This window comes from Nonomuraea sp. NPDC049141, assembly GCF_040648415.1.
Lineage (GTDB): Bacteria > Actinomycetota > Actinomycetes > Streptosporangiales > Streptosporangiaceae > Nonomuraea.
The window spans coordinates 937,867-961,860 of the sequence record NZ_JBEZDR010000001.1; the positions used below are offsets into that span (position 1 = coordinate 937,867).

General features: G+C 69.3%; 25 protein-coding genes. 14 read left to right on the top strand and 11 right to left on the bottom strand.

The window, feature by feature from the left end:
- Positions 1-11: 11 nt before the first annotated feature.
- Both AB0B91_RS04325 and AB0B91_RS04330 read right to left on the bottom strand, forming a co-directional pair.
- Complete coding sequence (locus tag AB0B91_RS04325; RefSeq protein WP_358315296.1) at positions 12-899, bottom strand: intradiol ring-cleavage dioxygenase; 888 nt, start codon at positions 897-899, stop codon at positions 12-14.
- 35 nt (positions 900-934) lie between these two features.
- Positions 935-2,131: an FAD-dependent monooxygenase gene (locus tag AB0B91_RS04330; RefSeq protein ID WP_358315299.1), complete on the bottom strand. Its 1,197-nt coding sequence runs from the start codon at positions 2,129-2,131 to the stop codon at positions 935-937.
- An 11-nt stretch (positions 2,132-2,142) separates the two neighbouring features.
- On the opposite strand from AB0B91_RS04330, the gene AB0B91_RS04335 reads away from it, so the two are divergent.
- Positions 2,143-3,057 carry an IclR family transcriptional regulator gene (locus AB0B91_RS04335; RefSeq protein WP_358315302.1) on the top strand — a complete coding sequence of 305 codons (915 nt, stop codon included), beginning with the start codon at positions 2,143-2,145 and terminating at the stop codon, positions 3,055-3,057.
- 39 nt (positions 3,058-3,096) lie between these two features.
- Positions 3,097-5,172: an NAD-dependent DNA ligase LigA gene (gene ligA, locus AB0B91_RS04340; RefSeq protein WP_358315305.1), complete on the top strand. Its 2,076-nt coding sequence runs from the start codon at positions 3,097-3,099 to the stop codon at positions 5,170-5,172.
- An 18-nt stretch (positions 5,173-5,190) separates the two neighbouring features.
- Here the strand turns inward: ligA and AB0B91_RS04345 are convergent, their stop codons facing one another.
- Entirely contained in the window at positions 5,191-6,474 is a 1,284-nt protein-coding gene (locus AB0B91_RS04345; protein WP_358315308.1) for an MFS transporter, read from the bottom strand.
- Positions 6,471-7,031 carry a helix-turn-helix domain-containing protein gene (locus AB0B91_RS04350; protein ID WP_358315312.1) on the bottom strand — a complete coding sequence of 187 codons (561 nt, stop codon included), beginning with the start codon at positions 7,029-7,031 and terminating at the stop codon, positions 6,471-6,473. Before AB0B91_RS04350 ends, AB0B91_RS04345 begins: the two co-directional genes overlap by 4 nt.
- A 225-nt stretch (positions 7,032-7,256) precedes the next feature.
- Here AB0B91_RS04350 and AB0B91_RS04355 point away from each other — a divergent pair, with 225 nt between their 5' ends.
- Positions 7,257-7,595 carry a YciI family protein gene (locus tag AB0B91_RS04355; protein ID WP_358315315.1) on the top strand — a complete coding sequence of 113 codons (339 nt, stop codon included), beginning with the start codon at positions 7,257-7,259 and terminating at the stop codon, positions 7,593-7,595.
- A gap of 120 nt (positions 7,596-7,715) precedes the next feature.
- Positions 7,716-8,933 carry an RNA polymerase sigma factor gene (locus tag AB0B91_RS04360; RefSeq protein ID WP_358315318.1) on the top strand — a complete coding sequence of 406 codons (1,218 nt, stop codon included), beginning with the start codon at positions 7,716-7,718 and terminating at the stop codon, positions 8,931-8,933.
- A 236-nt stretch (positions 8,934-9,169) separates the two neighbouring features.
- Here the strand turns inward: AB0B91_RS04360 and AB0B91_RS04365 are convergent, their stop codons facing one another.
- Positions 9,170-9,379 carry a hypothetical protein gene (locus AB0B91_RS04365; RefSeq protein WP_219531178.1) on the bottom strand — a complete coding sequence of 70 codons (210 nt, stop codon included), beginning with the start codon at positions 9,377-9,379 and terminating at the stop codon, positions 9,170-9,172.
- Between the two features lie 137 nt (positions 9,380-9,516).
- On the opposite strand from AB0B91_RS04365, the gene AB0B91_RS04370 reads away from it, so the two are divergent.
- On the top strand, positions 9,517-9,813 hold the full coding sequence (locus tag AB0B91_RS04370) for a hypothetical protein (RefSeq protein ID WP_358315321.1): 297 nt from the start codon (positions 9,517-9,519) through the stop codon (positions 9,811-9,813).
- 199 nt (positions 9,814-10,012) lie between these two features.
- Here the strand turns inward: AB0B91_RS04370 and AB0B91_RS04375 are convergent, their stop codons facing one another.
- Positions 10,013-10,498, bottom strand: a complete 486-nt coding sequence (locus AB0B91_RS04375) for a GNAT family N-acetyltransferase (RefSeq protein ID WP_358315324.1) — start codon at positions 10,496-10,498, stop codon at positions 10,013-10,015.
- A gap of 192 nt (positions 10,499-10,690) precedes the next feature.
- Between AB0B91_RS04375 and AB0B91_RS04380 the strand changes: the two genes are divergently transcribed.
- Both AB0B91_RS04380 and AB0B91_RS04385 read left to right on the top strand, forming a co-directional pair.
- Positions 10,691-12,985: a glycosyl hydrolase family 28 protein gene (locus AB0B91_RS04380; RefSeq protein WP_358315327.1), complete on the top strand. Its 2,295-nt coding sequence runs from the start codon at positions 10,691-10,693 to the stop codon at positions 12,983-12,985.
- A gap of 240 nt (positions 12,986-13,225) precedes the next feature.
- Complete coding sequence (locus AB0B91_RS04385) at positions 13,226-17,026, top strand: S8 family serine peptidase (protein WP_358315330.1); 3,801 nt, start codon at positions 13,226-13,228, stop codon at positions 17,024-17,026.
- 61 nt (positions 17,027-17,087) lie between these two features.
- Here the strand turns inward: AB0B91_RS04385 and AB0B91_RS04390 are convergent, their stop codons facing one another.
- The 4 genes from AB0B91_RS04390 to AB0B91_RS04405 form a co-directional block, all read right to left on the bottom strand.
- Positions 17,088-18,173, bottom strand: a complete 1,086-nt coding sequence (locus tag AB0B91_RS04390; protein ID WP_358315333.1) for a hypothetical protein — start codon at positions 18,171-18,173, stop codon at positions 17,088-17,090.
- A complete protein-coding gene (locus tag AB0B91_RS04395) occupies positions 18,170-18,655 on the bottom strand; it encodes a SigE family RNA polymerase sigma factor (RefSeq protein WP_358315335.1) in 486 nt (161 codons plus the stop codon). The genes AB0B91_RS04390 and AB0B91_RS04395 overlap by 4 nt, the downstream gene beginning before the upstream one ends.
- Positions 18,656-18,735: 80 nt before the next feature.
- Complete coding sequence (locus AB0B91_RS04400; RefSeq protein WP_358315338.1) at positions 18,736-19,149, bottom strand: GntR family transcriptional regulator; 414 nt, start codon at positions 19,147-19,149, stop codon at positions 18,736-18,738.
- Positions 19,150-19,325: 176 nt separating this feature from the next.
- Positions 19,326-19,709, bottom strand: a complete 384-nt coding sequence (locus AB0B91_RS04405) for a hypothetical protein (RefSeq protein ID WP_358315341.1) — start codon at positions 19,707-19,709, stop codon at positions 19,326-19,328.
- A 173-nt stretch (positions 19,710-19,882) separates the two neighbouring features.
- On the opposite strand from AB0B91_RS04405, the gene AB0B91_RS04410 reads away from it, so the two are divergent.
- The 7 genes from AB0B91_RS04410 to AB0B91_RS04440 all read left to right on the top strand — a co-directional run bounded on the left by AB0B91_RS04410 (position 19,883) and on the right by AB0B91_RS04440 (position 23,062).
- Positions 19,883-20,392, top strand: coding sequence for a MauE/DoxX family redox-associated membrane protein (locus tag AB0B91_RS04410; protein ID WP_358315344.1), 510 nt, complete (start codon positions 19,883-19,885; stop codon positions 20,390-20,392).
- Between the two features lie 10 nt (positions 20,393-20,402).
- Complete coding sequence (locus AB0B91_RS04415) at positions 20,403-20,921, top strand: hypothetical protein (RefSeq protein WP_358315347.1); 519 nt, start codon at positions 20,403-20,405, stop codon at positions 20,919-20,921.
- Between the two features lie 7 nt (positions 20,922-20,928).
- Entirely contained in the window at positions 20,929-21,090 is a 162-nt protein-coding gene (locus tag AB0B91_RS04420; protein WP_358315350.1) for a hypothetical protein, read from the top strand.
- A gap of 156 nt (positions 21,091-21,246) precedes the next feature.
- Positions 21,247-21,651: a hypothetical protein gene (locus AB0B91_RS04425; RefSeq protein ID WP_358315353.1), complete on the top strand. Its 405-nt coding sequence runs from the start codon at positions 21,247-21,249 to the stop codon at positions 21,649-21,651.
- Positions 21,652-21,690: 39 nt separating this feature from the next.
- On the top strand, positions 21,691-22,206 hold the full coding sequence (locus AB0B91_RS04430; protein WP_358315356.1) for a hypothetical protein: 516 nt from the start codon (positions 21,691-21,693) through the stop codon (positions 22,204-22,206).
- Positions 22,206-22,733 (top strand): hypothetical protein, encoded by a 528-nt coding sequence (locus AB0B91_RS04435; RefSeq protein ID WP_358315359.1) that lies wholly within the window; start codon positions 22,206-22,208, stop codon positions 22,731-22,733. The genes AB0B91_RS04430 and AB0B91_RS04435 overlap by 1 nt, the downstream gene beginning before the upstream one ends.
- Positions 22,730-23,062, top strand: coding sequence for a hypothetical protein (locus AB0B91_RS04440; protein WP_358315362.1), 333 nt, complete (start codon positions 22,730-22,732; stop codon positions 23,060-23,062). The genes AB0B91_RS04435 and AB0B91_RS04440 overlap by 4 nt, the downstream gene beginning before the upstream one ends.
- Before the next feature lie 42 nt (positions 23,063-23,104).
- Here the strand turns inward: AB0B91_RS04440 and AB0B91_RS04445 are convergent, their stop codons facing one another.
- Positions 23,105-23,935 carry a sugar nucleotide-binding protein gene (locus tag AB0B91_RS04445; RefSeq protein WP_358315365.1) on the bottom strand — a complete coding sequence of 277 codons (831 nt, stop codon included), beginning with the start codon at positions 23,933-23,935 and terminating at the stop codon, positions 23,105-23,107.
- Positions 23,936-23,994 lie beyond the last annotated feature (59 nt).

Sequence of the window (23,994 nt, forward strand, 5' to 3'; positions counted from 1 at the left end):
GAAACCTGCCGTTAATCCAGGCTTCCGCCGGCGTGGGCGGCGCGGAGCAAGGCGACGTCGAAGTGGACGGTGCGGAACGGGTTGGGCAGTCCGGCCTCGGCCGCGCGCGCCTCGTGGTCGACGAGCGCGAATCGCCGGATCAGGCTCTCCTTGACACCGAAGACGGCATCGGAGTCCAGATAGGGGCTGTCGTCGACGAACAGGTGCGTAGTGACCGGGCGGTATCCCGGAGCGGTGACGATGAAGTGCATGTGCGCCGGCCGGTACGGGTGCCGGCCGGTCGCGGCCAGGAGCTCGCCCACCGGCCCGTCGTCGGGGATCGGGCAATAGCGGGGCACGATCGTCCGGAACCAGAACCTGCCATCCTCGTCGGAGGTGAACAGCCCGCGCAGGTTCAGCTCAGGCTGCACGCCCGGCTGCTGCACGTCGTAGAAGCCATCGGCGTTGGCCTGCCACACGTCGACCAGCGCGCCGGCCAGCGGTTCGCCGTCGGGTCCTTTGACCTGGCCGGTGACCAGGCACGGCTCCCCCTTGCTGTCCAGCGCGATGTTCTCACCCAGTTCGCGTGGCGGGGACTCGACCATGTGGAACGGACCGAGCACCGTCGACTCCGTCGAGGTGCCTCCGCTGCGGTGGTTGATCGTCTCTACCAGCATCGAGACGCCCAGCACGTCGGAGAGCAGCACGAACTCCTGCCGCGCGGCGTCGCACTTCTGCCCGGTCCGGGTGAGGAAGTCGATGCCCGCGCACCACTCCTCCTCGGTCAGCTCCGTCTCTCTCACGAAGGCATGCAGATGCCGCACCAGTGCGGTCAGCACGTCCCGCAACCGCGGGTCCGCCGTGCCGGCGAAGCTCTCAGCGACCACGTGCGCCGATCGTTCCTCACTGAACAGCTCCATGCGTGTACTCCTCGTCGTCCTGTTCGGTCGCGGCATCAGACCGATGCCGCGCTCGCTTCCGCCTCGGCGTCGTAGGCGTAGATCCACCCATTGGCGACCAGCGGATCCGCGTCCGCGAGCGCCGCGTCCCGGGCTTCCTGCTCAGGCCCGTCCGGCAGGTGGTTGACGTGGGCCCGGGCGTGGCTGACCTCCTGCAGCCGCGCGGTGCGTGCGATCCGGAGCGACTCGTAGCGACGCAGCGCGTGTACGGGGGCCTGCGGGTCCTGCGCGATGCAACGGGCCAGGACCGCGGCGTCCTCGATGGACTGCGCGGCGCCCTGGGCGAAGAAGGGGAACATCGGGTGCGCGGCGTCGCCCAGGAGGGTGAGTGGCCCGTGGCTCCAGCGTTCGAGCGGCCTGCGGTCGAGCAGCGCCCATCGGCCCGGTGTGCCGGCTGCCTGGATCAGCTCCCGCAGGCGCGGGTCCCAGTCCGCGAACTCGGCGAGGAACTCCGCCACGGTCGCGGTGGCGCTCCATGACTCGGCCGTGCAGCCGCCGGCCGGGGCGATCGCCACGAGGTTGACCACGGCTCCGCCGCAGATGGGGTAGTGGACCAGGTGGTGGTCCGGGCCGAGCCACAGCGTCTGGGCCCGGCGGCGGGCGAAGGCGGGCGCGTGCTCGGCCGGCACGAGGGCGCGGAAGGCGCAGATTCCCGAATAGGTCGCCGGTGTGGGAGTGGTGACCGCGCCCCGCACCGTCGAGTGAACGCCGTCGGCGCCGATCACGACATCGGCCTCGGCCGAGGTTCCGTCGGCGAAGTCCAATACCGCGCGATCGGCGCGTACCGTGACGGAGGCGCAGCGTCTCCCCAGCTGGACCGCGCCCGAAGGGACCGCGGAGCTGATCGCGTCCAGGAGGTCGGCCCGGTGCACGGTGTAGGTACGTTCCCCGTACAGACGCTCGCATGCGCCGACCAGGTCCTCCGCCGACAGGACCCGCCCGTCCTCCCACCGGCGGAACTCCCACCCCACCTCCAGCGGGACCACGTGGTCCGTCAACCGGTCCATCGCGCCCAGCCGGCGCAGCAGCCGTACTGCGTTGGGCGCCAGGACGAGCCCGGCGCCGACCTCTCTCAGTTCGGGGGTCTGCTCATAGACGACACTCGGGATACCCGCGCGGTGCAGGAAGGCGGCGGCGGCGAGGCCACCGATGCCGCCACCGACGATGGCGACACGGACAGGCGATGCGCTCATGCGGTGATCCTGTGCCAGTCTCGCTCTTCAGGGAACCGCGGTGCTCATTGAATGATCGAAGCTCCTTCCACCTTCGCGCCGATGCCGCACTTACAGTGCGTTGGGAACACGACAGGGGAGGCAACCGCGTTATGCCGCGTACGAGCGAACCGGGGCGAAGTGTCAGCTCCCGGCTGCTTGAACTGCTGTTCTGCTTCGAGCCCGGCCAGACCGAGCTGAACCTGGCCGAGCTTGTGCGCAAGACGGGCCTGCCGCGCCCGACGGTACGCCGGCTCGTGCTGGAACTCACGCAGGCAGGCGCCCTTGATCGCCGGGCCGACGGCCGGTTCTCCGTCGGTCTGAAACTGTGGCGGTTGGGCACGCTGGCACCCCTGACAGAATCGCTGCGGGCCATGGCCCGGCCGTACATGGAGGATCTCTACAGCGCCCTCCATCAGCATGTTCAACTCGCGGTGCTGGAGGGCAACGAGGCGGTGGTCATCGAGCGTCTCTCCGCCCCTCAAGCCATGGAGCTGATGTCGCAGGTCGGCGGACGCCTCCCTCTGCATTGCTCCGGCGTCGGGAAGATCCTGCTCAGCCACAGTGGACCTGACCTTCTCGAGGAGGTTCTTGACGGGTGCCTGCAGCGATTCACTTCCCGGACGGTGACCGATCCGTCGACGCTCCGCAAGGAGCTCGCCAACTGTCGCCGTACCGGTACTGCTCTTGTTCATGGAGAGCTGTCCGACGGCGCCGACTCGATCGCGGCCCGGATCATCGACAACGAGGGAAAAGTGGTGGCCGCGCTGTCGGTCGTCTTCCGGTCCGGGTCCGTGGACCGGCAGGCGATCCTTCCCGCGGTGATCACCTGTGCTCTGGCCATCTCACGCATGCTGGGGTGGCGCCCCGGCGTGAAGGTCCGTGAGGGTCTGTTCCAGCCCAGTTGACAGGGCGGAAGTGTCAGTGGGGCTCGACATGATGGACCCATGACCGAGACACCTCCCATCACCGCCCTGTCCGACGACACGGCCTACGCCGAAGCCGTGCAGTTGGCTGTCGATGCGGCCGCCGCCTACTACGCCGACGGCACCTCGACGCTCGACGACGATGCCTATGACCGGTTGGTCCGGGGCATTCAGGCGTACGAGAAGGCGCACCCTGAGTCGGTGCTGCCGTCCTCGCCGACCGGCAAGGTGGCCGGTGGGGCGGTGACGGGCGACGTGCCGCACACGGTGCCGATGCTCAGTCTGGACAACGTCTTCGGCCCCGAGCAGCTCGCGGACTGGGCGGCGGGGCTGGAGCGCAGGCTCGGCAGGCCCGTGACGGCGTGGAGTGTGGAGCCGAAGCTCGACGGGCTGGCCATCTCGGCGCGCTACCGGAACGGGCGGCTGGCCCAGCTGGTCACGCGGGGCGACGGCACCGCGGGCGAGGATGTCTCCCACGCCATCGGCACCATCGTCGGCCTGCCCGAGCGGCTGGCCGAGCCGGTCACGGTCGAGCTGCGCGGTGAGGTGATGATGACCGCCTCGCAGTTCGAGGACGCCTGTGCCAAGCGGCAGGCGCACGACGGCACCACGTTCGCCAATCCGCGCAGCGCGGCGGCGGGCACGCTGCGGGCACAGGACCGGCCGTACGTGTGCGAGCTGACGTTCTTCGGTTACGGCGCGCTGCCCCACCCCGACGACGCCTCCGAGCCGGCAGTCCGGCTGCGCGAGCTGCCGCACAGCGAGGTCATGGAGTGGGTGGCCGGGCAGGGCGTGCAGACCACGGCGGCCACGCCGGTCGCGGGCATCGTGGCCGAGTCGCTGGAGCGGGTTCAGGAGCGCGTCGGGGAGATCGCCGCCGCCCGTTCCGAGCTGTCGTTCGGCATCGACGGCATCGTGATCAAGTGTGATCTGGCGGCCGACCAGGCGCAGGCCGGGTTCAGCTCGCGCGCGCCGCGCTGGGCGACGGCCTACAAGCTGCCCGCCACCGAGAAGATCACCAAGTTGCTGGCCGTGGAGTGGAACACCGGCCGCACCGGCATCATCGCCCCGCGGGCCGTGCTGGAGCCGGTCGAGCTCGACGGCAGCATCGTCACCTACGCCACTCTGCACAATCCCGCCGACATCGCGCGGCGAGGCTTGATGCTCGGCGACAGCGTCACCGTCTACAAGGCGGGCGACGTCATCCCGCGGGTCGAGGCGCCGGTGGTGCATCTGCGCACGGGTGAGGAACAGCCGATCGAGATTCCGGCGGCCTGCCCGTCCTGTGGCGACGCGATCGACAGCTCCCAGGAGCGGTGGCGGTGCGTGCGCGGGCGTCAGTGCCGCGCGATCGCCTCCATCGTCTACGCCGCGGGCCGCGACCAGCTCGACATCGAGGGACTGGCCGAGAACCGCATCAAGCAGATGCTGGACGCGGGCCTCATCGCCGACTTCGCCGACCTGTTCTTCCTGACCCGCGAGCAGCTGCTCGGCCTGGAGCGCATGGGCGAGACCAGCACCGACAACCTGCTCGCGGCCATCGAGCGGGCCAAGGGCCAGCCGCTCAGCCGGGTGTTCTGCGCGCTCGGCGTGCGCGGCACCGGTCGGTCCATGAGCCGGCGCATCGCCCGGCACTTCGGCAGCATGGACGCCATCCGCACGGCCGAGGCCGAGGCGATCCAGGCGGTCGAGGGCATCGGCCCAGAGAAGGCCCCAGTGGTGGTGGCGGAGCTGGTCGAGCTCGCCTCCCTCATCGACAAGCTGGTCAAGGCCGGGGTCACCATGACGGAGCCGGGCTGGACACCACCCGCCGAGCCCGGTGCCACGAAGGCCGACGGCGGGTTCGAGCTGCCGCTGGCTGGGATGTCCGTCGTGGTCACCGGCGCGATGAGCGGAGCGCTGGAGGCGCTGAGCCGCAACCAGATGAACGAGCTGATCGAGCGCGCGGGCGGCAAGGCGTCCTCCAGCGTCTCGGCGAAGACATCGCTGCTGGTAGCCGGAGAGAAAGCGGGCTCCAAGCGGAGCAAGGCGGAGGGCCTGGGCGTGCGGGTCGTCACCCCTGAGGAGTTCGCCGGCCTTGTCGGCTCGTTCATCTGATCAAAGCGGCACGCGAGGTCAGCCACGCGCGACCGAGCCGGCCTGCGCGTCCATTCGGCCGGTGGGCAGGTCGCGCAGGCGGCGCAGTGGGCTGGCCAGCAGGATGAGGCCGCTCAGCGCGAAGACGCCCAGCATCACCCACAGGGCCGCGCGCACGGAGAACGCCTCGGCCAGCGTGCCCGCCAGCAGGGCGCCGAGCGGGATGGCGCCGAAGTTGACCACCTGGATGCTGGTGCTCACCCTGCCCATCAGCTCGCCGGGCACGTACGACTGCGTGAACCCGCTGAAGATCACGTTCCCGGCGACGATCCCCCCGATGATCGTGATGCTGGCCGCGACGAACAGCACCAGCCCGACACCGCGATCCGCGCACGCGATCAACAGGCCCAGCGGCGCCAGACCGGCCTTGCCGAGCAGGACGGCCCGCGCGCTGCCCAGCCGGGCCGCCAGCGGCCGGGCCGCGAAGGCACCGGCGACGCCGCCCGCGCTGGTGGCCGCGAGCAGCGCGCCGGTCACGCCCGCGGACAGGCCGATGTCGCCGACCAGGAAGACCACGAGCAGCGACTGGTAGCCGGTCAGCGCCAGGTTGGCCACACAGCCGTAGAGCATGTTGCCGCGCAGCAGCGGATCGCCCACCACCGTACGCAGCCCGTCCCTGATCTCGCTGCGCAGCCGCCGCCGGGGCCGCGGCTTGACGATCTCGACGTGCCTGACGCGCATCAGGCAGAGCGCCGAGACGGCGAAGCTCACCGCGTCCACCACCAGACCGCCGAGGGCGGAGGCGAACTGGGCGAGGAGCCCGGCGACGCCCGGCCCGGCCAGGTTGGCCACCTGCTCGCTGCCCTGCAGCTTCGCGTTGGCCTCCAGCAGGTCGCGGCCCTCGACCAGCGACGGCAGGTACGCCCGGTAAGCGGTCGCGAAGAACACCTTCGCCGTCCCCGCGACCAGCGCGACCGCGACGAGCTGGCCGGTGGTCAGGACGCCGAGCAGGGCCGCGGCCGGAACGCTGAGGAAGGCCGCCATCGACACCCAGTCGGCGGCGAGCATCACCCTGCGCCGGGACAGCCGGTCGACCCAGGCCCCCGCGGGCAGGCCGACCAGCAGCCACGGTAACCAGACGGCCGCCGCCAGCACGCTGACGGCGAACGCGGAGGCGTGCAGCACGGTCACCGCCACCAGGGGCAGCGCGACGCCGGTGACGGCGCTGCCCAGACTGCTGGCGCTCTCGCCGATCCACAGCAGCCGGAAGTCACGCTCCCGGAGCAATCCGAACCTGGGCTTGGCCAGCGTCTCGGCCGTCATGGCTGCCCCGGGACGCCGCGCGCGAAGGTGAAGACGGTGGCGCGTTCCTTGCCGTCATCAGGGATGTCACGCTCGGCCCACTTGTCCATGACGGCGATGATCTCGGCGGCGAACTGCGCCAGCTCGTCGTCGGTCGCCTGGATCCAGGTCTCGGTGGAGAACGGGCCGCGCTGCCAGCGTTCCTGCTCGGACTGGGGCTGGTCGGCCCAGCGCCGTACGTGGCCGACCTGCCGTTCCAGGTTGAGCGACTCCAGGGCGCGGGCGATGGCCTCGCCCGCCGCGTCCTCGGCGAAGTCCGCGGAGGACCAGCAGAGCTTCTCGGAGGTGCGTCGCCACCAGCGCTCGCGCCGGTCGCGGGCCAGCTCGGGCGCCTCCTCTATCAGGCCGGCGGCGGCCAGGGCGCGCAGGTGGTGGCTGACGTTGCCCACCGCCTCGCCCGTCCGCTGGGCGAGCGCGCTCGCGGTGCCGGCGCCATCGAGCTTCAACAGGTCGAGCAGGCGCCGGCGCACCGGATGCGCCATGGCTGCGAGCACCCTGGAGTCGGTGATCTGGGACATGACGCCACCCTAAATCCACAAGAGTTGTTGTGCAACATCTCTTGTACTTTAGGTGCGGCGACCGAAACTTCTGAGAGATTTTCCGGCTCGCCTGTCGATCCGGGCCATCGCGGTTCGTGTGAGGGGTAAGACGCCGGCACGAGGCCGGCGCCGAACCAGACAGGAGCTCGCCATGACCATTGTCGTGACCAGCAGCGCGACGACCACCACCGCGAGGGAGGCGTGATGACCCAGTACCTGCTCAGCGTGTACCAGCCGGACGGGCCCCCGCCGCCTCCGCCGGTCCTCGACAAGATCATGAACGACCTGGAGACGCTGAACCAGGAGCTGCGCGCCGCCGGCGCGTGGGTGTTCAGCGTGGGCCTGTATCCACCGAGCACGGCCACCGTGGTCCGCGCCGGGGACGGCGACGTGCTGATGACCGACGGCCCCTTCACCGAAGGCAAGGAACACGTCGGCGGCTTCACCGTGATCGAGGCCCCGGACCTGGACGCGGCGCTGGCCTGGGCCGGCCGGATGGCCCAGGCCACCACCCTGCCCATCGAGATCCGCCCTATCCGATGACACGTCCTATCCGATGACACGTCCGATCCGATGACACCCGATCCGATGACACCCGATCCGACGACACCCGATCCGACGACACCCGATCCGACGACGCCGGGTCCGATGACACCGGATCCGATGACGCCGGATGTCGAGGGCGTGTTCCGCGCGGAGTACGGGCGCGCCGTGTCGGTCCTGGTCCGCGTCTTCGGCGACATCGACCTCGCCGAGGAGGCGGTCCAGGACGCCTTCGGCGAGGCGGTCAAGCGGTGGCCGTCCACCGGCCCGCCGCCCAGCCCCGCCGGTTGGATCATCACCACCGCCCGCAACCGGGCCGTCGACCGGCTGCGCCGCGAGGCGACCCGCGACCGGCGTCACGCCGAGGCCGCCCTGCTGCACGCCCGCGACGAACCGGCCGAGGAGGGCCCCGTGCGCGACGACCGGCTCCGTCTGATCTTCACCTGCTGCCACCCCGCGCTGGCCACCGCCGCCCAGGTCGCGCTCACCCTTCGGCTGCTCGGCGGCCTGTCCACCGCGGAGATCGCGCACGCCTTCCTGGTCTCCGAGCCGACCATGGCCCAGCGCCTGGTCCGCGCCAAAGGCAAGATCCGCGACGCCCGCATCCCCTACCGCGTGCCCGCCGACGCCGACCTCCCGGCCCGGCTGCGGTCCGTGCTGGCCGTGGTGTACCTGATCTTCAACGAGGGCTACACCGCGAGCTCCGGCGACCGGCTGACCCGCGAGGACCTCGCCGCCGAGGCGATCCGGCTGGGCCGCCTGCTGGCCGCGCTGATGCCCGACGAACCCGAGGTCCTCGGGCTGCTCGCGCTGATGCTGCTGATCGAGTCGCGGCGGGCCGCCCGGACCACCCCGGACGGCGACCTGGTGCTCCTGGCCGACCAGGACCGGGCCCGCTGGGAGCACTCCCTGATCGCGGAAGGCCAGGCCCTCGTCCGGGCCTGCCTGCGGCGCGGCCGGCCCGGCCCGTACCAGATCCAGGCGGCGATCAACGCGGTGCACAGCGACGCGCCGTCGGCCGCCGCCACCGACTGGGGGCAGATCCTCCAGTTGTACGACCAGCTGATGGTGCTGGCACCGAGCCCGGTGGTCGCGTTGAACCGGGCGGTGGTGGTGGCCGAGGTCAACGGCCTGTCGGTGGCACTGGCCCTGGTGAACACGCTCGACCTGGACGATTTTTACCTGTATCACGCGATCCGCGCGGACCTACTCCGCCGCCTGGGCCGTGGCGCGGAGGCGGCACTGGCGTATGAGGCGGCCATCGCGCGCAGCGGCAACGCGGCCGAACGCGCTTTCCTGCGCCGTGCGGCTCTGGCGGTAGCTCCCACGCCGGACTGACCTGCGGGGGCTGCCTCCGCTGTCGCGGGGGTTTTCAGGGAAGCCACGGCCGGCGATGCGCCGTAACGGCGCCGGGCCCCGTGCGGGTCAGAGGCCGTCTCCCTGGAGGCCATCGGCCACGTACGGCGGGTGGCGCCTACCAGGCTGTGCCGTACAAGAAAGATCAAAGGTGTGAACTACGGAGATCACGTCGCCGCGGCGGACGAAGTGATCACGGCGCGTGGGGAGTACGGAGGTCACGTCGCCACGTGGACGAAGTGACCGCGACGGGTCGGGAGGACGGTGGCGCACGCTTCGGGCTCGTCGAGCCCGTCGAGCAGGATCGCGGCGAGCTGCCGGCGCTGGGAGCTGGTCAAGGTCATGGGCAGCACGATGGGCATCAGCTCGATGGCGTCGCCGGGCAACTCACGGACATGGCAAGGCAGGAGGAGAGAGGTGTGAAGCACTCCCCCACTATCGCAGCCGCCACCGACAGATCATGGCGACTTGGTCTCACCGAGACCTGAGCGAATCCTCTCCGACTCCTGCGGGACACGATTACCGCCCCTGACCTCGGGTAACAGCACGAGGACAAGGGGGAATCATGATCAGAATGCTCCACAAAATGGGCATCAAGTCCAGCCATATGTACGCGGCCGGCGCCGCGTCGATCGCCGCGTCCATCGCGTCCTGGATGATGTCGAGGAACTACGAGATGGCCGGCGTCGACCGGGCGGACCGTTGGGGGATCTTCGTCGGCCAGTGGGCGCCCACGTTCTTCGCGCTGGGCATCGCGCTCCGCATAGAGGAGACGCACGCGGCCATCGAGGAGGAACCGAAGACCGAGATGTTCGACCGCGCCTCCGGCGGCGTCCGCGAACGGGCACCCGCCGGCACCTGACGCACGGGACGCGGAAGCGCGGCGAGCCGGACACACGCCGGCACGCAGCGAACAACCGCACGCTGGCACGGAGCGAACCAACCGCGGGCCGGCACGCGACAAATCGACCGCAGGCCGCCTCTCACGGACGCGGCCTGCAGGCCGATTCCGAAAAGGTCTGAACCCCGGAGAAGGCCGGTGAGGTAACTCCGCCAGAGATCTAGCGCGCTACAGCGGCAGACTCCGCCAGGCGCTGGAGCGGCTCGTCGGTCAGCCTGAACATCGTCCACTCGTCGAGCGGCACGGCGCCGAGCTTGCGGTAGAACCCGATGGCCGGTTCGTTCCAGTCGAGCACCGACCATTCGAGCCGGTGGTAGCCGCGTTCGGCGCAGATCCGGGCCAGCTCGGCCAGCAACGCCTTGCCGTATCCGGAGCCGCGCATGCCGGGACGCACGTACAGGTCCTCCAGATAGATCCCGTGCGTCCCCCGCCAGGTGGAGAAGCTGAGGAACCACACCGCGAAACCGGCCACCTCACCGTCGTGTTCGACGACGTGCGCGAACACGGCGGGCTCGGCGCCGAAGAGCACCTCGCGCAGTTGCGCCTCGGTCGCCCGTACCTCGTGCGCGGCCTTCTCGTACTCGGCCAGCTCGTGCACGAGCTGGAGCATCGCGGGGACATCGTCAATGGTGGCGCGGCGAATCATGGGTCTCAGCGTAGTGCTGAGATGCAAATCCCAGAACCGGTTGCAGTCATTCCGGCGCTTAGAGACCCGATGTTTTTTGCGCGATAACCCCTCGATCTGGATGTTTCCAAATCCTATCCCTTGTCACATCCGACCTTTGAGCCTAGCTTGAGCGTCAGGTCTGCAACCGACTGTTAGGCAGGAGCACCCCCCATGAGCGAATCCGCCTTAGCAAGAGCAGCCTCCTGGGTTGCCGCCGTCGTTCTGGCGATCTTCTCGATCGTCATCCCCGCCCAGTCCGCGGGGGCACTGGCGGTGTTCAACGTCAAGGACTACGGAGCGACAGGCAACGGCTCCACGAACGACACCGCCGCCATCAACGCGGCGATCACGGCGGCGAACAGCGCCGGCGGCGGGACCGTGCAGTTCCCGTCGGGCACCTACAAGTCCGCCAACTCCATCCACATGAAGAGCAACGTCACCATCCAGCTCGACAGCGGCTCCACCATCATGGGCGCGTCCAATGACGACTACGACGCCCCGGAGTCGAACCCGAACGACGACTATCAGGACTACGGGCACAGCCATTTCCACAACGCGATGATCTGGGGCGACCGCCTCACCAACATCGGGTTCGTCGGGACGGGCACCATCGACGGCGGCGGCAACCTCATCACCGGCAACCCGGACTCCGGCGAGGCCGACAAGATCATCTCGCTCACCCGGTGCGACGGGCTGACGGTCAGCGGCATCCGCCTGCGGCGCGGCGGCCACTTCGCGATGCTCACCAACGCCTGCAACAACATCACCTCGGACAACCTGCGGATCGACACGGCCAGCGACCGTGACGGCTGGAACGTCATCAGCGCGCAGAACGTCACGATCCGCAACGCGAACATCGCGGCCAACGACGATGCCCTCGCCTTCAAGAGCGACTGGGCACTGGGCCAGACCTACGCGAACGGCAACGTCACCGTCACCGACGCCCAGCTCTCGGCCGTGTGCTGCAACGCGCTGATGTTCGGCTCGGAGACCTGCGGCAACTTCACCGGCTACCACTTCGAGCGCATCTCCATCAACGGCTCGAACAAGTCGGGTCTCGGCATGGTGTCGATGGACGGCACGATCATCTCCGACGTCCACTACAAGGACATCACGATGACGAACGTACGGGCGGCGATCACCGAGAAGATCGGCACCCGCAGACGCTGCGGCAACAGTCCGGGCGTCGGCCGGATCGAGAACATCACCTACGAGAACGTCACCTCCTCCGGCCAGAGCGGCAACAACTTCACCGCCACCCTGTGGGGCGAGTCGAACACCAGCAACCGGATCCGCAACGTCACGTTCACCAACGTCGACCTGACCGTCCCCGGCGGCAACGGCTGCGTGGGCACCGGCGTGCCGAGCAACGACCCGACCAACTACAACCCCAACAGCATCGGCACCCGGCCGGCGTACGGCTGGTACATCCACAACGCGCACGACATCAAGTTCGTCGACAGCTCGGTCCAGTTCAACTCCAATGACTGCCGGCCCGCGGTGATCGCCAACACGGGCAGCACGGTGACGTTCGACCGGTTCACGGCCGAGCGGGGCAGCAACAGCCCGAACGACATGGTCTTCCAGACGATCACCGGCTACTGCGTCCAGAACAGCCAGAACACCGCGGGTGGCGCCCTGCGCGTCAGTGCCACCGGTTCCACCGACACCTGCACGCCGGGCAATCCCGGCACCGAGTTCCTGGAGGCCGAGGACGCCACGATCTCCCAGGGCGTCGTGGAGTCCAACCACGCGGGCTTCAGCGGCACCGGCTTCGTCAACGGCGACAACGTCGTCGGCAGCTACGTGGAGTGGAATGCGCCGGCGGAGCAGGCGGGCAACGCCACGCTGACCTTCCGCTACGCCAACGGCACCACGACCAACCGGCCGATGGACATCACGGTCAACGGCGTTCTCGTGGCCGACGAGCTGGCCTTCCCGCCGACGGGCGCCTGGACCACCTGGCAGTCCGTGACGGTGACCGCGCCGCTGAACGCGGGCGCCAACGCCGTGCGGGCCACCTCCACCACGGCCGGCGGCGGCCCGAACCTCGACTATCTCGACACCGCCGCGGCCGGGCCCGCCCCCACGGAGTACCAGGCGGAGAACGCGACGATCTCCCAGGGCGTGGTCGAGTCCAACCACGCGGGCTTCACCGGCACCGGCTTCGTGAACTACGACAACGTGGTCGGCAGCTACGTCGAGTTCGCGGTGACGGCCGCCCAGGCGGGCAACGCCACGGTGGTCCTGCGCTTCGCGAACGGCACCACGGCCAACCGGCCGATGGACATCACGGTCAACGGCGTTCTGGTCTCGGACGAGCTCGCCTTCCCCGCCACCGGCGCGTGGACGACCTGGAGCACCGTCACCGTGACCGTCCCGCTCAACGCGGGCGCCAACGCGATCCGTACGACCTCGACCACGGCCGGCGGCGGCCCCAACCTGGACCGGATCTCCGTCGCCTGAGCCTTCCGCCTTCCTGCGGCGGAACGGACCGCCGCCCCGCACCCACCGGCGGGGCGGCGGTTTCAAAGGCAGCGCCCCAACCCCATGCCCGGCTCCGGCGGCACGATATAAAGATCACCACGGAAAGCGTCGGGGCGTCGTTTGGGAGCGCTCCCGGAACCGATCGGGATGGACCAAACACTGGCGACCCGAGGGGAGGGCCCCGCGACGTGCCCGCCAACGAACGGGAGGACCTCCCCTTTGTTCCACAACCGCATCGCCGCGGTGATCACCGGTCTGGCACTCGTGCTCGGCAGCACAGCCACACCCAGCTCGGCGACTCCCTCCACCACAACGGACGAACCACTCAAGCCCGGCACCATCACGCTGATCACCGGCGACGTCGTCGACTTCACGCCGGGCGTGAACGGCGGGCCGCCGATATTAGCCACCCGGGCCGCACCCAGGCCTGACGGCGAGCCGGTGACGTTCGCCACGCTGCCCGACCGCGACGGTGGCACCCTGGTCATCCCGTCCGACGCCGCCGACCTGGTGGCCGCGGGCACCCTCGACGACGAGCTGTTCGACGTGGAGACGCTCGTACGGGAGCACCGCACCCAAGCGATCCCGCTGATCGTCACCTACGGCGGCAACCCCGGTGAGGCGGCCGTCACGAAGGCCGCCGAGGCCCTGCCCGGCACCGAGCGCACCCGCACGCTCGACGTCATCCACGGCGCGGCCGTGACGGTGCAGACCGCCGAGACGGGCAAGCTGTGGTCGGCCCTCCTGCCCAACGGACTGAAGGCGAACCGGCCTGCCAAGATCTGGCTGGACCGGCGCGTCACGGCGTCCCTGGACCAGAGCGTCCCGCTCATCGGCGGCCCCACCGCGTGGCAGAAGGGTTTCGACGGCGCCGGCACCAAGGTCGCGGTCCTCGACACCGGCATCGACGCCGGGCACCCCGACTTCACCGGCCGCATCGCCGCCACCGAGAACTTCTCCACCACCCCGGACACCACCGACGTGGTCGGCCACGGCACCCACGTCGCCTCCACCATCGCCGGCTCCGGCGCCGCCTCCGACGGCAAGTACCGGGGAGTCGCGCCCGCCGCGTCACTGCTCGTCGGCAAGGTGCTCGACGACGACGGCTACGGCGAGCTGTCCTGGCTGATCGCGGGCATGGAGTGGGCCTCGGCCCAGGGCGCCGACGTGGTGAACATGAGCCTCGGCGTGTGCTGCGGAGACGGCACGGACCCGACGAGCCAGGCGGTCAACGAGCTGACCAGGAAGTACGGCACGCTGTTCGTCGCCGCCGCGGGCAACGAGGGCGAGCCCCAGACGGTGAGCGTCCCGGCCGCCGCCGACAAGGCGCTCGCCGTCGGCGCGGTGGACAAGATCACCGGTACGACCCTGGCCCCGTTCTCCAGCATCGGCCCGCGGCTGGACGACGCCGCGGTCAAGCCGAACATCGTGGCCCCCGGCGTCAGCATCGTCGCCGCCCGGTCCGGCGCCTCCGGGCAGCCGTCCATCCCGGGCAACGACCGCTACACCTCCTTCAGCGGCACCTCGATGGCCACGCCGCACGTCGCGGGCGCCGCGGCGGTGCTGGCCCAGCAGCATCCCGACTGGGACGCCGACGAACTGAGCGCCGCCCTGGTCTCCACCTCGGCGCGCAACGAGAAGCACAACTGGTTCGAGGAGGGCGGCGGCCGGCTGGACCTGGGGCGCGCGGTCACGCAGAGCGTGTTCGCCGACCCGGTCGTCGACTTCCTCCGCCTCGAACGGGGCAAGGGCACCGTCACCAAGAAGGTCACGTACCGCAACACCGGCCCTGAACCCATCACACTCGCCCTGAAAGCCGACACCCGCGCCTGGAGCGGCGGCCCCACCCCGTCGGGAGCGATCCGCCTGGGCGCGGAGACCGTCACCGTCCCCGCGAACGGCACCGCCACGGTCGACCTCACCGTGAACCCGGCGCTGGGCCCCGAGGGCGCCTACGGCGGCTGGGTCACCGCGACGGCGGGCGACTCCCGTCTGTCCACGCCGTTCAGCTACTACACCGGCCCGGACACGCACCTGCTGAAGATCTCGCTGACCAACTCCTACGGCGCCAAGGAGTTCTCCTCCCGTCCCGGCCAGGGCGGGCGGCTCGGGCCGCTGGTCTACATCGTCCCGTTGCGGCGGAGCAACAGCAAGGATGACCCCTTCCATCCGTACGCGTACTACTACGGCCGGCTCGACCTGACCGGGAACGGCGAGCAGTACCTGCCGGACGGCGACTACGAGGTGATCGCCGTCGCGAACGAGACCTACATGAGGACCCGCACCTCCCTGGTCATCGGCAACGTGACCCTGAAGGGCGACCAGACCCTCGACCTGGACGCCCGCGACACCGTGCCGCTCAAACCGGCCGCGCGCGACGCCATGGACGCCGAGGGCAAGGTCCAGTACGTACGGACCTTCACCGACCGGCCCTCGCCCATCTCGATCACGGCGAGCACCGAGAACGGCAGGCACGTGGACCTGTACGCCACGCCGGTGTCGTCGGTCAAGGCAGGCACGATGAGGCTGTCGCACATGTGGCAGCTGGAGCCGGGCGTGCTGGCCACCGCCACGGCGGGCAGGCTCACCCTCGACCCGTCGTACGAGGTCGACACGGTGCGCTCGATCATCACCAAGCCCACCACCTATCCCGTCGTCTACGCCGGCCAGGGCAGGCCGGCCGACTTCGCGGGCCTCGACGTCACCGGCAAGCTGGTGCTGGTGGGGGTGCCCCTCGGCACCGGCGCGACACCGTACAGCGACGCGACCCCGCTGATGGACGAGGCGTCCGCGCTGGCCAAGCAGGGCGGGGCCGCCGGGTTCATCGGGTTCTACGACGCCGACGGGGCCGGGACGCGGCTGCCCGGGTTCGCCGACACCAGGTTCCTGCGGTTCGGGCTGGACGCGGCCCAGGGTCGTGCCCTGCGGGACACCGTACGGCGGGGTACGGACTCGCTGCGTCTCACCCCCTACACCGGAGAGTCCACCTACTACCGGCTGCGCTATGACGAACAGGGGAAGATCCCCCGCAAGCCGGCGAAGCTGGACCGGGACCGGCTGGCCCGCGTCGACACCCGCTATCACGCCGACCAGCCGAACGCCCAGGGACACCTGCTGGTGACGACGTCCGCCGGCGCGTCCGCGCTGTCGTTCGGCCAGTGGGTGACGATGCCGTTCGAACGCACCGAGTACTACGGCCCGGCCGGGGACGACGTGCTCTGGTCGCGCTCGGTCGGCAACCAGGGCCTGGAGCTCACGTCGCAGGACACGTTCGCGCGGGCGGGCCGTACGGACGAGGACTGGTTCAAGGCTCCGCTGGTGCCCGGCGCGGCCGCCGTGCCGGCGCGCTACCCGGCGACGGTGCCGTGCGCGCTGTGCCGGGACGGCGACCGGTTCGTGCCCGCCGAGCAGTGGCTGGACTCGGACCCGCGCCACTACAGTGCGCTGAGCACGGTCTCCTCCGCCCCTCACCTTGTGGCGGGCGGCACCGAGATCCCGGTGAAGGGCTGGGGCCCCCGCTCGTTCACCGTGCCCGCGGGCTCGTCCGCGTACCGGCTGGACGCGGTGGACACCAGCTACCGGGCGCTGTCGCCGAAGGTGACCACCGGCTGGCGGTTCACCTCCTCGGCAGACCCGTCAGGCACGCCCCGCGGCGCCTCCTGCTCCTTCGGCCCGGCCTGCACGTTCCAGCCCGCTTTGGTGCTCAAGTACGACCTGCCGGTGGACCTGCTCAACCGAGCCCCGTCCGGGCGGCCTTTCACCTTCGAACTGACCGCCCGCCCGGCGGCGCCTTCGGCTTCGCAGGCACGGTCGGCCAGGGTGGAGTACTCCGTCGACGACGGCACCACCTGGCGCCCGGCCGAGAACGTCCGCAAGCTCGGCGACGGCCGTTTCCGCGTCCGCATCCTCCACCCGGCACTGGCCGCCACCAGCGGTTTCGTGTCACTGCGAGTCAACGCTGAGGACAAGACGGGCGGCACGGTCACCCAGACCGTCGACCGCGCGTACGGGCTGAAGTAAACTCCTTCGGCTTCGGCGGCCACGGGACGCTCGCGCGCCCCGTGGCCGCCTCCTCGCTGGATCAATGCACCAAGCCGGGCACGGCGTACGCTCCTTCCGCCCGGAGCGGGAACAACTTACGGGCCTTCCCCGTCAGCACATTCACCGCGTAGGCCACCGCCGACGCATCGCTCCCGGGCGACCGCGCGACGGCGACCAACGTGACCTCGTCGGCGCTCAACCAGCCGCCCAGCTTGGCCGGCTCCAGATCTCCCGGAATTCCGGACACCGGCACCCGCGCCTGGATGCCCCCGGTGAGGGCGTCGAAGGTGACGATCATTCCGTCTCTCCGCACCATCGGCTCCGTACGGCTCAGGAACTGCCCCATGCGAACGAGCCTGCGGCCATCAGGGTTCAAAGCGCTGAACTCGTAGGTGAAGGTGGGGATAGTGACCGGCTTATGGCCGCGTACCCAGACCTTGGTGCTCTTGTCGTACGGCTTGGCCAGCACCACCGGGCCGTCACCGTCTGCCACGCTCACCGGCCACCAGCCACTGTCCAGTTGCTCCACCGTCCCCTGCTCGATGTCCACCAGCATGTTCGGCTCACGCCGACCACCCCAGCCGGAGACGATGAACCGCAACCCGTTGGGTGACATCCGCAGGGTGTACTCGACCTTGAAGTCCTGCTTCGGCTGCTTCAGCGGCGCCTTCCAGATCTGGCCACTGGCCAGGTCGCGCACCACGATCCTGCGGTCCTTCTCGCTGTAGTAGGCGATCCGGCGCCCGTCAACCGTGGCCTCCACCGGCCCCGGCACCTCGGGCAGCTGAAAGGTTTCGCCGCGTCGGGTCACGATGCGCCACCCGCTCTCCTGGCACCCGCCCCGGCAGAACGGCCGATAGACCTGCTCCACCGGCGCGACCCCCTTGTCGGGCAGCGGCAGCGCCTTGGTCTCCGGCGGTGTGAGAACGACCGGCGGCACCGGCCGTACCTCCTGCTGAAGACGTATGACGGAGCCGCCGGCGATCCCGGCAGCCACCACGGCGGCGGCCAGCGACAGGCGGACCACGCGGTTGCGGCGGCGCGCTCCCCTGATCGCCACGTCGGCCAGGTCGACGTCGGGCGCGTGGGCGGCCAGCTCGTGCAGATCCTCGCGGAGCGTGTTCATCGATCCACCTCCTGTGGGGTGAGCGCACGCAGCTTCGACAGCGCGTAATGCGTCTGGCTCTTGACCGTGCCTATCGACGTGCCCATGAGCTGGGCGGTCTCGTGTTCGGTGTGATCTTCGTAGTAACGCAGCACGATCACCGTCCGCTGTTTCGGGGTGAGCTGGGCGAGCGCGTGCAGCAAGGCGAGCCGCCGCACGGTCGCCTCGTCGTGCGACTGACCGACCTCCGGCAACTCGGCTCCCGGCAGCTCGACCCGCTTGCGTCTGCGCCACGAGATGTTCTGGTTGACCAGGGCCTTACGGGCGTACGCCTCGGGATTGCCGCCCTTGGCGAGCTTGGCCCAGTGTGAGGCGACGCGGGTGAGGACCGTCTGCAACAGATCCTCGGCGAGGTGGGTGTCTCCGGTGAGCAGGTACGCCGTCCGCATCAGCGATTGCTGACGGGCACGCACGAACTCGTGGAACCCCTCATAACGGTCCATGTCCTAAAGAACTCCGGAAAAGACCCCGAGGTTGGAAACAGGCTCAAGAACGTGACCGCTCGCGAAGAGCCGGCGTCGGCTCAGAGCTCCGGCCCGCGGATCTCGACCTTGTCGGCAGGCAGCACCGCGACCCTGCCACTCGCCTTTTCAAGCACGAACACGGCGGCTTCCGGATCGAGACCGAGCCGCTCACTCTCCTGCTCGCTCGCCACCCGGAAGATGCCGCAGTCCCCCGGCTCGATCACCACAACGGTGATGTCGTCCGATCCGAGACGTACCACGGTGCCCCAGTTCGGGACCGTGTAGACGTAACCGCTGTCCCGCAGATGATTGATCGCCTCGAGGATGGTGCTCCGAGCCACGCCATACTCGCCCTCAAGCTCCGCGACCCGAGGCAGGCGGTGGCGAGGCAGCCATTCGCCGGACTCGATACGCTCGCGGAGGGACGCCGCGACCTGCAGATATACCGGCTGCTCGCCCGTGGGATCGATCACGGTCCCACGTTAAGCCCCGACCGCGCTCGACAGACCGTAGCGCCACGCATACTGCCAGGCGCGTCGCGATCAGCCCTGACCGTCACCCAGAAATCGCCGCGCAACCTGGTCCGAGGCCGCCGCTGAGTCATGGCACAGTCCAAGCGCACGTCCCGAGGGCCGGGCAACCTGGCGGCCTACAGGGTGTAGGCGAAGCAGCCGGAGGCGCGGCCGATGCTGACGGTGATGCGGACGTGCCCGTCACGTGGCAGCAGAATCGCGCCGGGGTAGATCGTGTCCCCGGAGGGTGTGCCGTCGTCGTTGGTTGTGGTGGCGGTCGCCGCGGCGTCACGGACGAAGTAGGCGATGGTGCCCGATTCGACGTGCTCGATCCGGATCAGCGCGTCCGCCCGGCCCTTGGCATCCTGCGCGACCCATAGTTTGGCCACGCCACCGCGTTGCTGGCGCAGGGACGCGCCGAACGGGCCTGCCCGCACACCGCCCACCGAGGCACCCTTCTCTCCGGCCTTGTCGGCGTCGATGCACGGCACACCGCCAGGCGGGGTCGCCGGCGATGACACGGGGGTCGTCCAGCCCAGTGTGCTCGGGGGGCTCGATGCCTGTTTTACCTCCGCCGTGCCCGATGAACAGGCCGTTTGGCTGCATAACAGAACTAGTGCCGCCGAGCATGACAAGATTTTTGACTTACTCATTGATCAAAGTATTGCGGCCATTTATGATCACGTCCATGGACATGGCCGAATTAGTTGGAGTGGGCTGCGGCCTTCTCGCCGCCCTCTTCGTCGCCAGCGGCGTTCCCAAGATCAGACGGCCGTTCGCGCTCGCGCTCGCGCTGGTCCGCTTCGGTGTCGTCAAGCGCGTACGGCCCGGCTTGGGCCGGATTCTCGGCGCCCTGGAGGTCGCGGTCGGTGTCGCCGTAGCGGTGAGCCCGGCCTTGCTTCCGGCCGCGACCTGCGCTCTTGTGCTTCTGGTCGCCTTCACCGCGGTGGTCGTACGGTCGGTCATGGCGGGGAAGAGCGTGGAGTGCGCCTGCTTCGGCACGGGCGAGACGACCTCGTGGGCGACCGTGGTGCGCAACCTCGTCCTGATCGGCGTCGCGGCGTTCGTCGCCGCGGCATCGGCGGTGCCCACCCTGGACCAGCGCATTTCAGGACTGCTCATCGGTACGGCAATCACCTGCGGATATCTACTATTTTCCACACTGGCCGTAGTCAAGCCTTTCAGCGTCCGACTCGACGGGTGAATGAGACGTCATGAGCTATACCGCACTATTTTTCCTGGCTTCCGTCTGGTTACTTCTGCTCGCTCTCGGACTGCTGGTCGTACGCCGTGAACTGTCGATCCTCCAGGACCGTGTGTCAGTGAGCGGAAACGCGCCCGCCGACGGACTCGCCGTGGGCGCGCTCGCCCCGCAGTTTCCCGGCATGCGGCCGGACGACGTGGTCCTGTTCTTCTTCGGGGACTGCGAGCCCTGCCACGAGGTGGCGACGGAGGTGGCCCGGTCCGCCGATCCCGGCGGGTTCGCCTGTGTGGTCAGCGACGGCACCATGGCCGGGTCGTCGGCCGGTTTCCGGCAGATCCTGCCCGAGAACGCGCGTGTGCTCACGGGCGATGAGGCCGCTGCCGTGAGAGACCGGTACAAGGTCCACTCCGGCCCCTTCGGCGTGGCGGTGTCCAATGGCCTGGTGGTGGCCAAGGGCATCCTGCGGTATGCCGACGACCTGGAACATCTCCATAGCTCTGCCTACCGCGCGACCTCGGTCGGCAGGTAAAGGAGACATGATGGGTGGCATCCTGGCCAGCCCTCGGATCAGGCCGGCGTTGGCGACACCGCTGGCCGCGCTGGGTGTGCTCGCCGGCCATCTCCTGGGCCTCCAGCCCTGGACGCTGCTCGTCATGTCCGCACTGATAGTCGCGATCGCGCAGCAGACCCTCCCTTGAGGCCCCAACGTGATCATCATGATCACGCGCGCCCGCGTGTCCGGGTGCTTCGGTTCCTCGGTGGTGGCTGGTGCCGTCCTCATATTGTCGGCAATGGCCGGAGCAGCGCTCACCGGGGCATTCGTCGGTCTCCTCGGCGCGGTTATGGAACCCTCGATGCGGGTTCTGCTCGCTGTGACCGCAGTGTCGGCAGTCATCATCGGAGCGGCGTTCAAGCCCGTTCCCTGGCAACTGGACCGTGAGACCAACACCCGCTGGCTCACGTACAACGACTGGCGCACCGCCGCGTACAACGGCTTGGCCCTCGGCGTCGGCTTCACCACGCGTATCGGTTTCTGGCTCTGGTACCTGGTCCCGCTGACCGCCTTCATCACGGCCGACCCGGTCCTCGGAGCGCTCGGCTTCACCGTCTTCGCGCTGACGCGGGTGGGCCTGTCCGCGCTGCTCACCTCAGCGGACATCTATATCTCCGACGGGATCATTCGCGCCCGCATGATCGCCGACCCGCTGGCCCTCGCCGCGCTCGGCGCCCTCTACCCCATCCTCACGCCGTTGCTGTGACCAACAGACCGTTGTGTCACCAACAGAAAGGAAGAAGTAATGAAGGAGGAAACAACCAGACGCGGGCTGTTCGCCGGAGTCTTCAAAGACACGGCCGGCAGCTCGCCACTACCCCCGTCCGACGCCTCTGCCGGCGTCCTGGTCAGCGGTTCGGGCCAGGACGTGACAGTGCGCCGCTACGGCTCGGCCGGCCTCACGGCCGCCGCGCCCGTCCCGGCCAAGGCCGAGGAACTGCCCTACGGCTGGACGCTCAGGCCCGGCGACCTCGTCGTGCTCGACGAGTCCACCGCGGGTCAGCGCGTCGCGGTCACTCTGCACCGCAACATCACCGGAAGCGTGACGGAGGTCACCGCCGATCGCATCTCGGTGAACGGCCAGGTCTGCCTGCTCGACCCGCGGACGCTGCACTATGAGGGCATGTCGGCCGAACCGGCCGCCAAACCGCTGGCCCAGCCACTGAAGGCCGGGGACACCGTCGCCCTGGAGTGCTTCGACAACCGCGTGGACGGCACCCTGACCGTCCACTTCATGCGGCGGATCAGGCAGGCTGCCTGATGGAACGCGTTCTCGCCGTCGTGCTGGTGGCGGCGTGCGTCGTCCTCACGGTGGCCTTCCTGGCCTGCCTGCGGGGAATCGCGGAGCTGCGCCTGCGCCTCACCGGGCGCGGCATGGATCCCAGCGCCCAGCTGATCATCGGCAGGAAACTTCCAGACAGCCTGGTCTCCCTGATCCCCGACGCGACGCAGGACGCGTTGCTGCTCTTCATGTCCAGCACCTGCGGCACTTGTCACGGCCTCGCGGCAGATCTGGACAAGTTCGCGGACCGTCAAACGGTGGCGATCATCGCCGGCGACTCCACCGCCGAGTTGCTCGCGATGATCCCATCACACGTCAATGCCTTCGACGGCGAGCGGGCCAAGGCCGTCGACGCCGACCTGCCCATGGCGATGTGGCCCACCGTCGTCCTGCAGCGGGACGGCTTCATGGTCGCCGTCGCGACGGGCAGCGACGCCGACAGCGCCGCGGACCTCGAGGTGCTGTGGGAACAGAGAGTGGACGTACCAGAGGGGATGAGAGCATGATCGTCGAGCACGTGAAGAAGACTCGGCTGACGAGGAACAAGTTCCTCGCCGTCGCCGGGGCGACAATCGTCGGGGTCGCCACCAACGCGTGGTTCCCCGGACGAGCCGAAGCGGCGCCGGACGGCTGCTACGGTTACGACGGCTGTAGCTGCTGCTCAGCCACGACCTGCTGCTCGAGCGGCTGCACCAGCATCAACAGCTGCGGCGGCAAGCACTGCTGGACGACATGCGCCTACTTGGGGAGCACGCTGTACCGGTTCGAGTGCTGCGACTACAGAAAGAGCGGCACCAACTGCATCTGCAGGGTGAACAACCGACCCTGCACCTGAGTGATGATCATGATGCGGTGGGCCCGGCCCACCGCATCATGATCACCGCTGACCGTCACCCAGGAATTGCCGCGCGCCGCGCAACTCGGTCCGAAGCCGCCGCTGGGTCATGGCGCAGTCCAAGCGCACGTCTATGGGGCCGGGCAGCCTGGTGTCCGCCCGCCGGCCTGACGGCAAGTGGTGCGTGTCGAGGCCATCGCGGCGAGCGATGAGCAGCCCAAGCTCGTATCGGCTTACGGCATCGGCTCCGGCGACGTGGTGGATACCCCGATACTCAGCAGCGGCAAGTTCCAGCAGCGCCGCAGCAAGATCGACGACATGCACGGGACACCGCACGTCATCGGTGAACAGCACTCCTCTCGCGCTCCCTGTGGCAAGTGAATGCACCAGGGCCTCGTGCGGGGAGTCACCGTCGCCGATGATCAAGGATGTCCGGGCTATCACCGCGGCGGGCACGATCGCGTTCACCGCTGTCTCGGCGGCGGCTTTGGCCGCACCATACGGGCTGATCGGGTCAGGGACGCACATCTCGTCATAGCGAACCGCAGCGCCGGAGAAGACCGCATCGCTGGACACATGGACGAGGCGTCCACCTGCCGTGGAGATCGCGAGGGCCACGTTCGCGGCGCCGATCGCCGTTGTAACCCAATCGGTCTGCCGGTAGGCAGCGTTTATGACCACCTCTGGCCGGAATGCGCCGATCAACGCATCGACGTCCTCTCGTCGGCGCACGTCGAGCTGCGACCACTCAACGCCGGCGGTCTCTCCCGGTCGGGTCAGGTACGTGGCGGCGACCTCGTGTCCTGCCAGCGAACACTGTCGAGCGAGCTCGCCGCCGAGCAAGCCACTACCGCCGACTATGAGGGTTCTCATGGCCGGTCACCATAGTTGGTCAGCTGGGTCGCAGGTGGGTCGTGCCCAGCCCGGCGCGG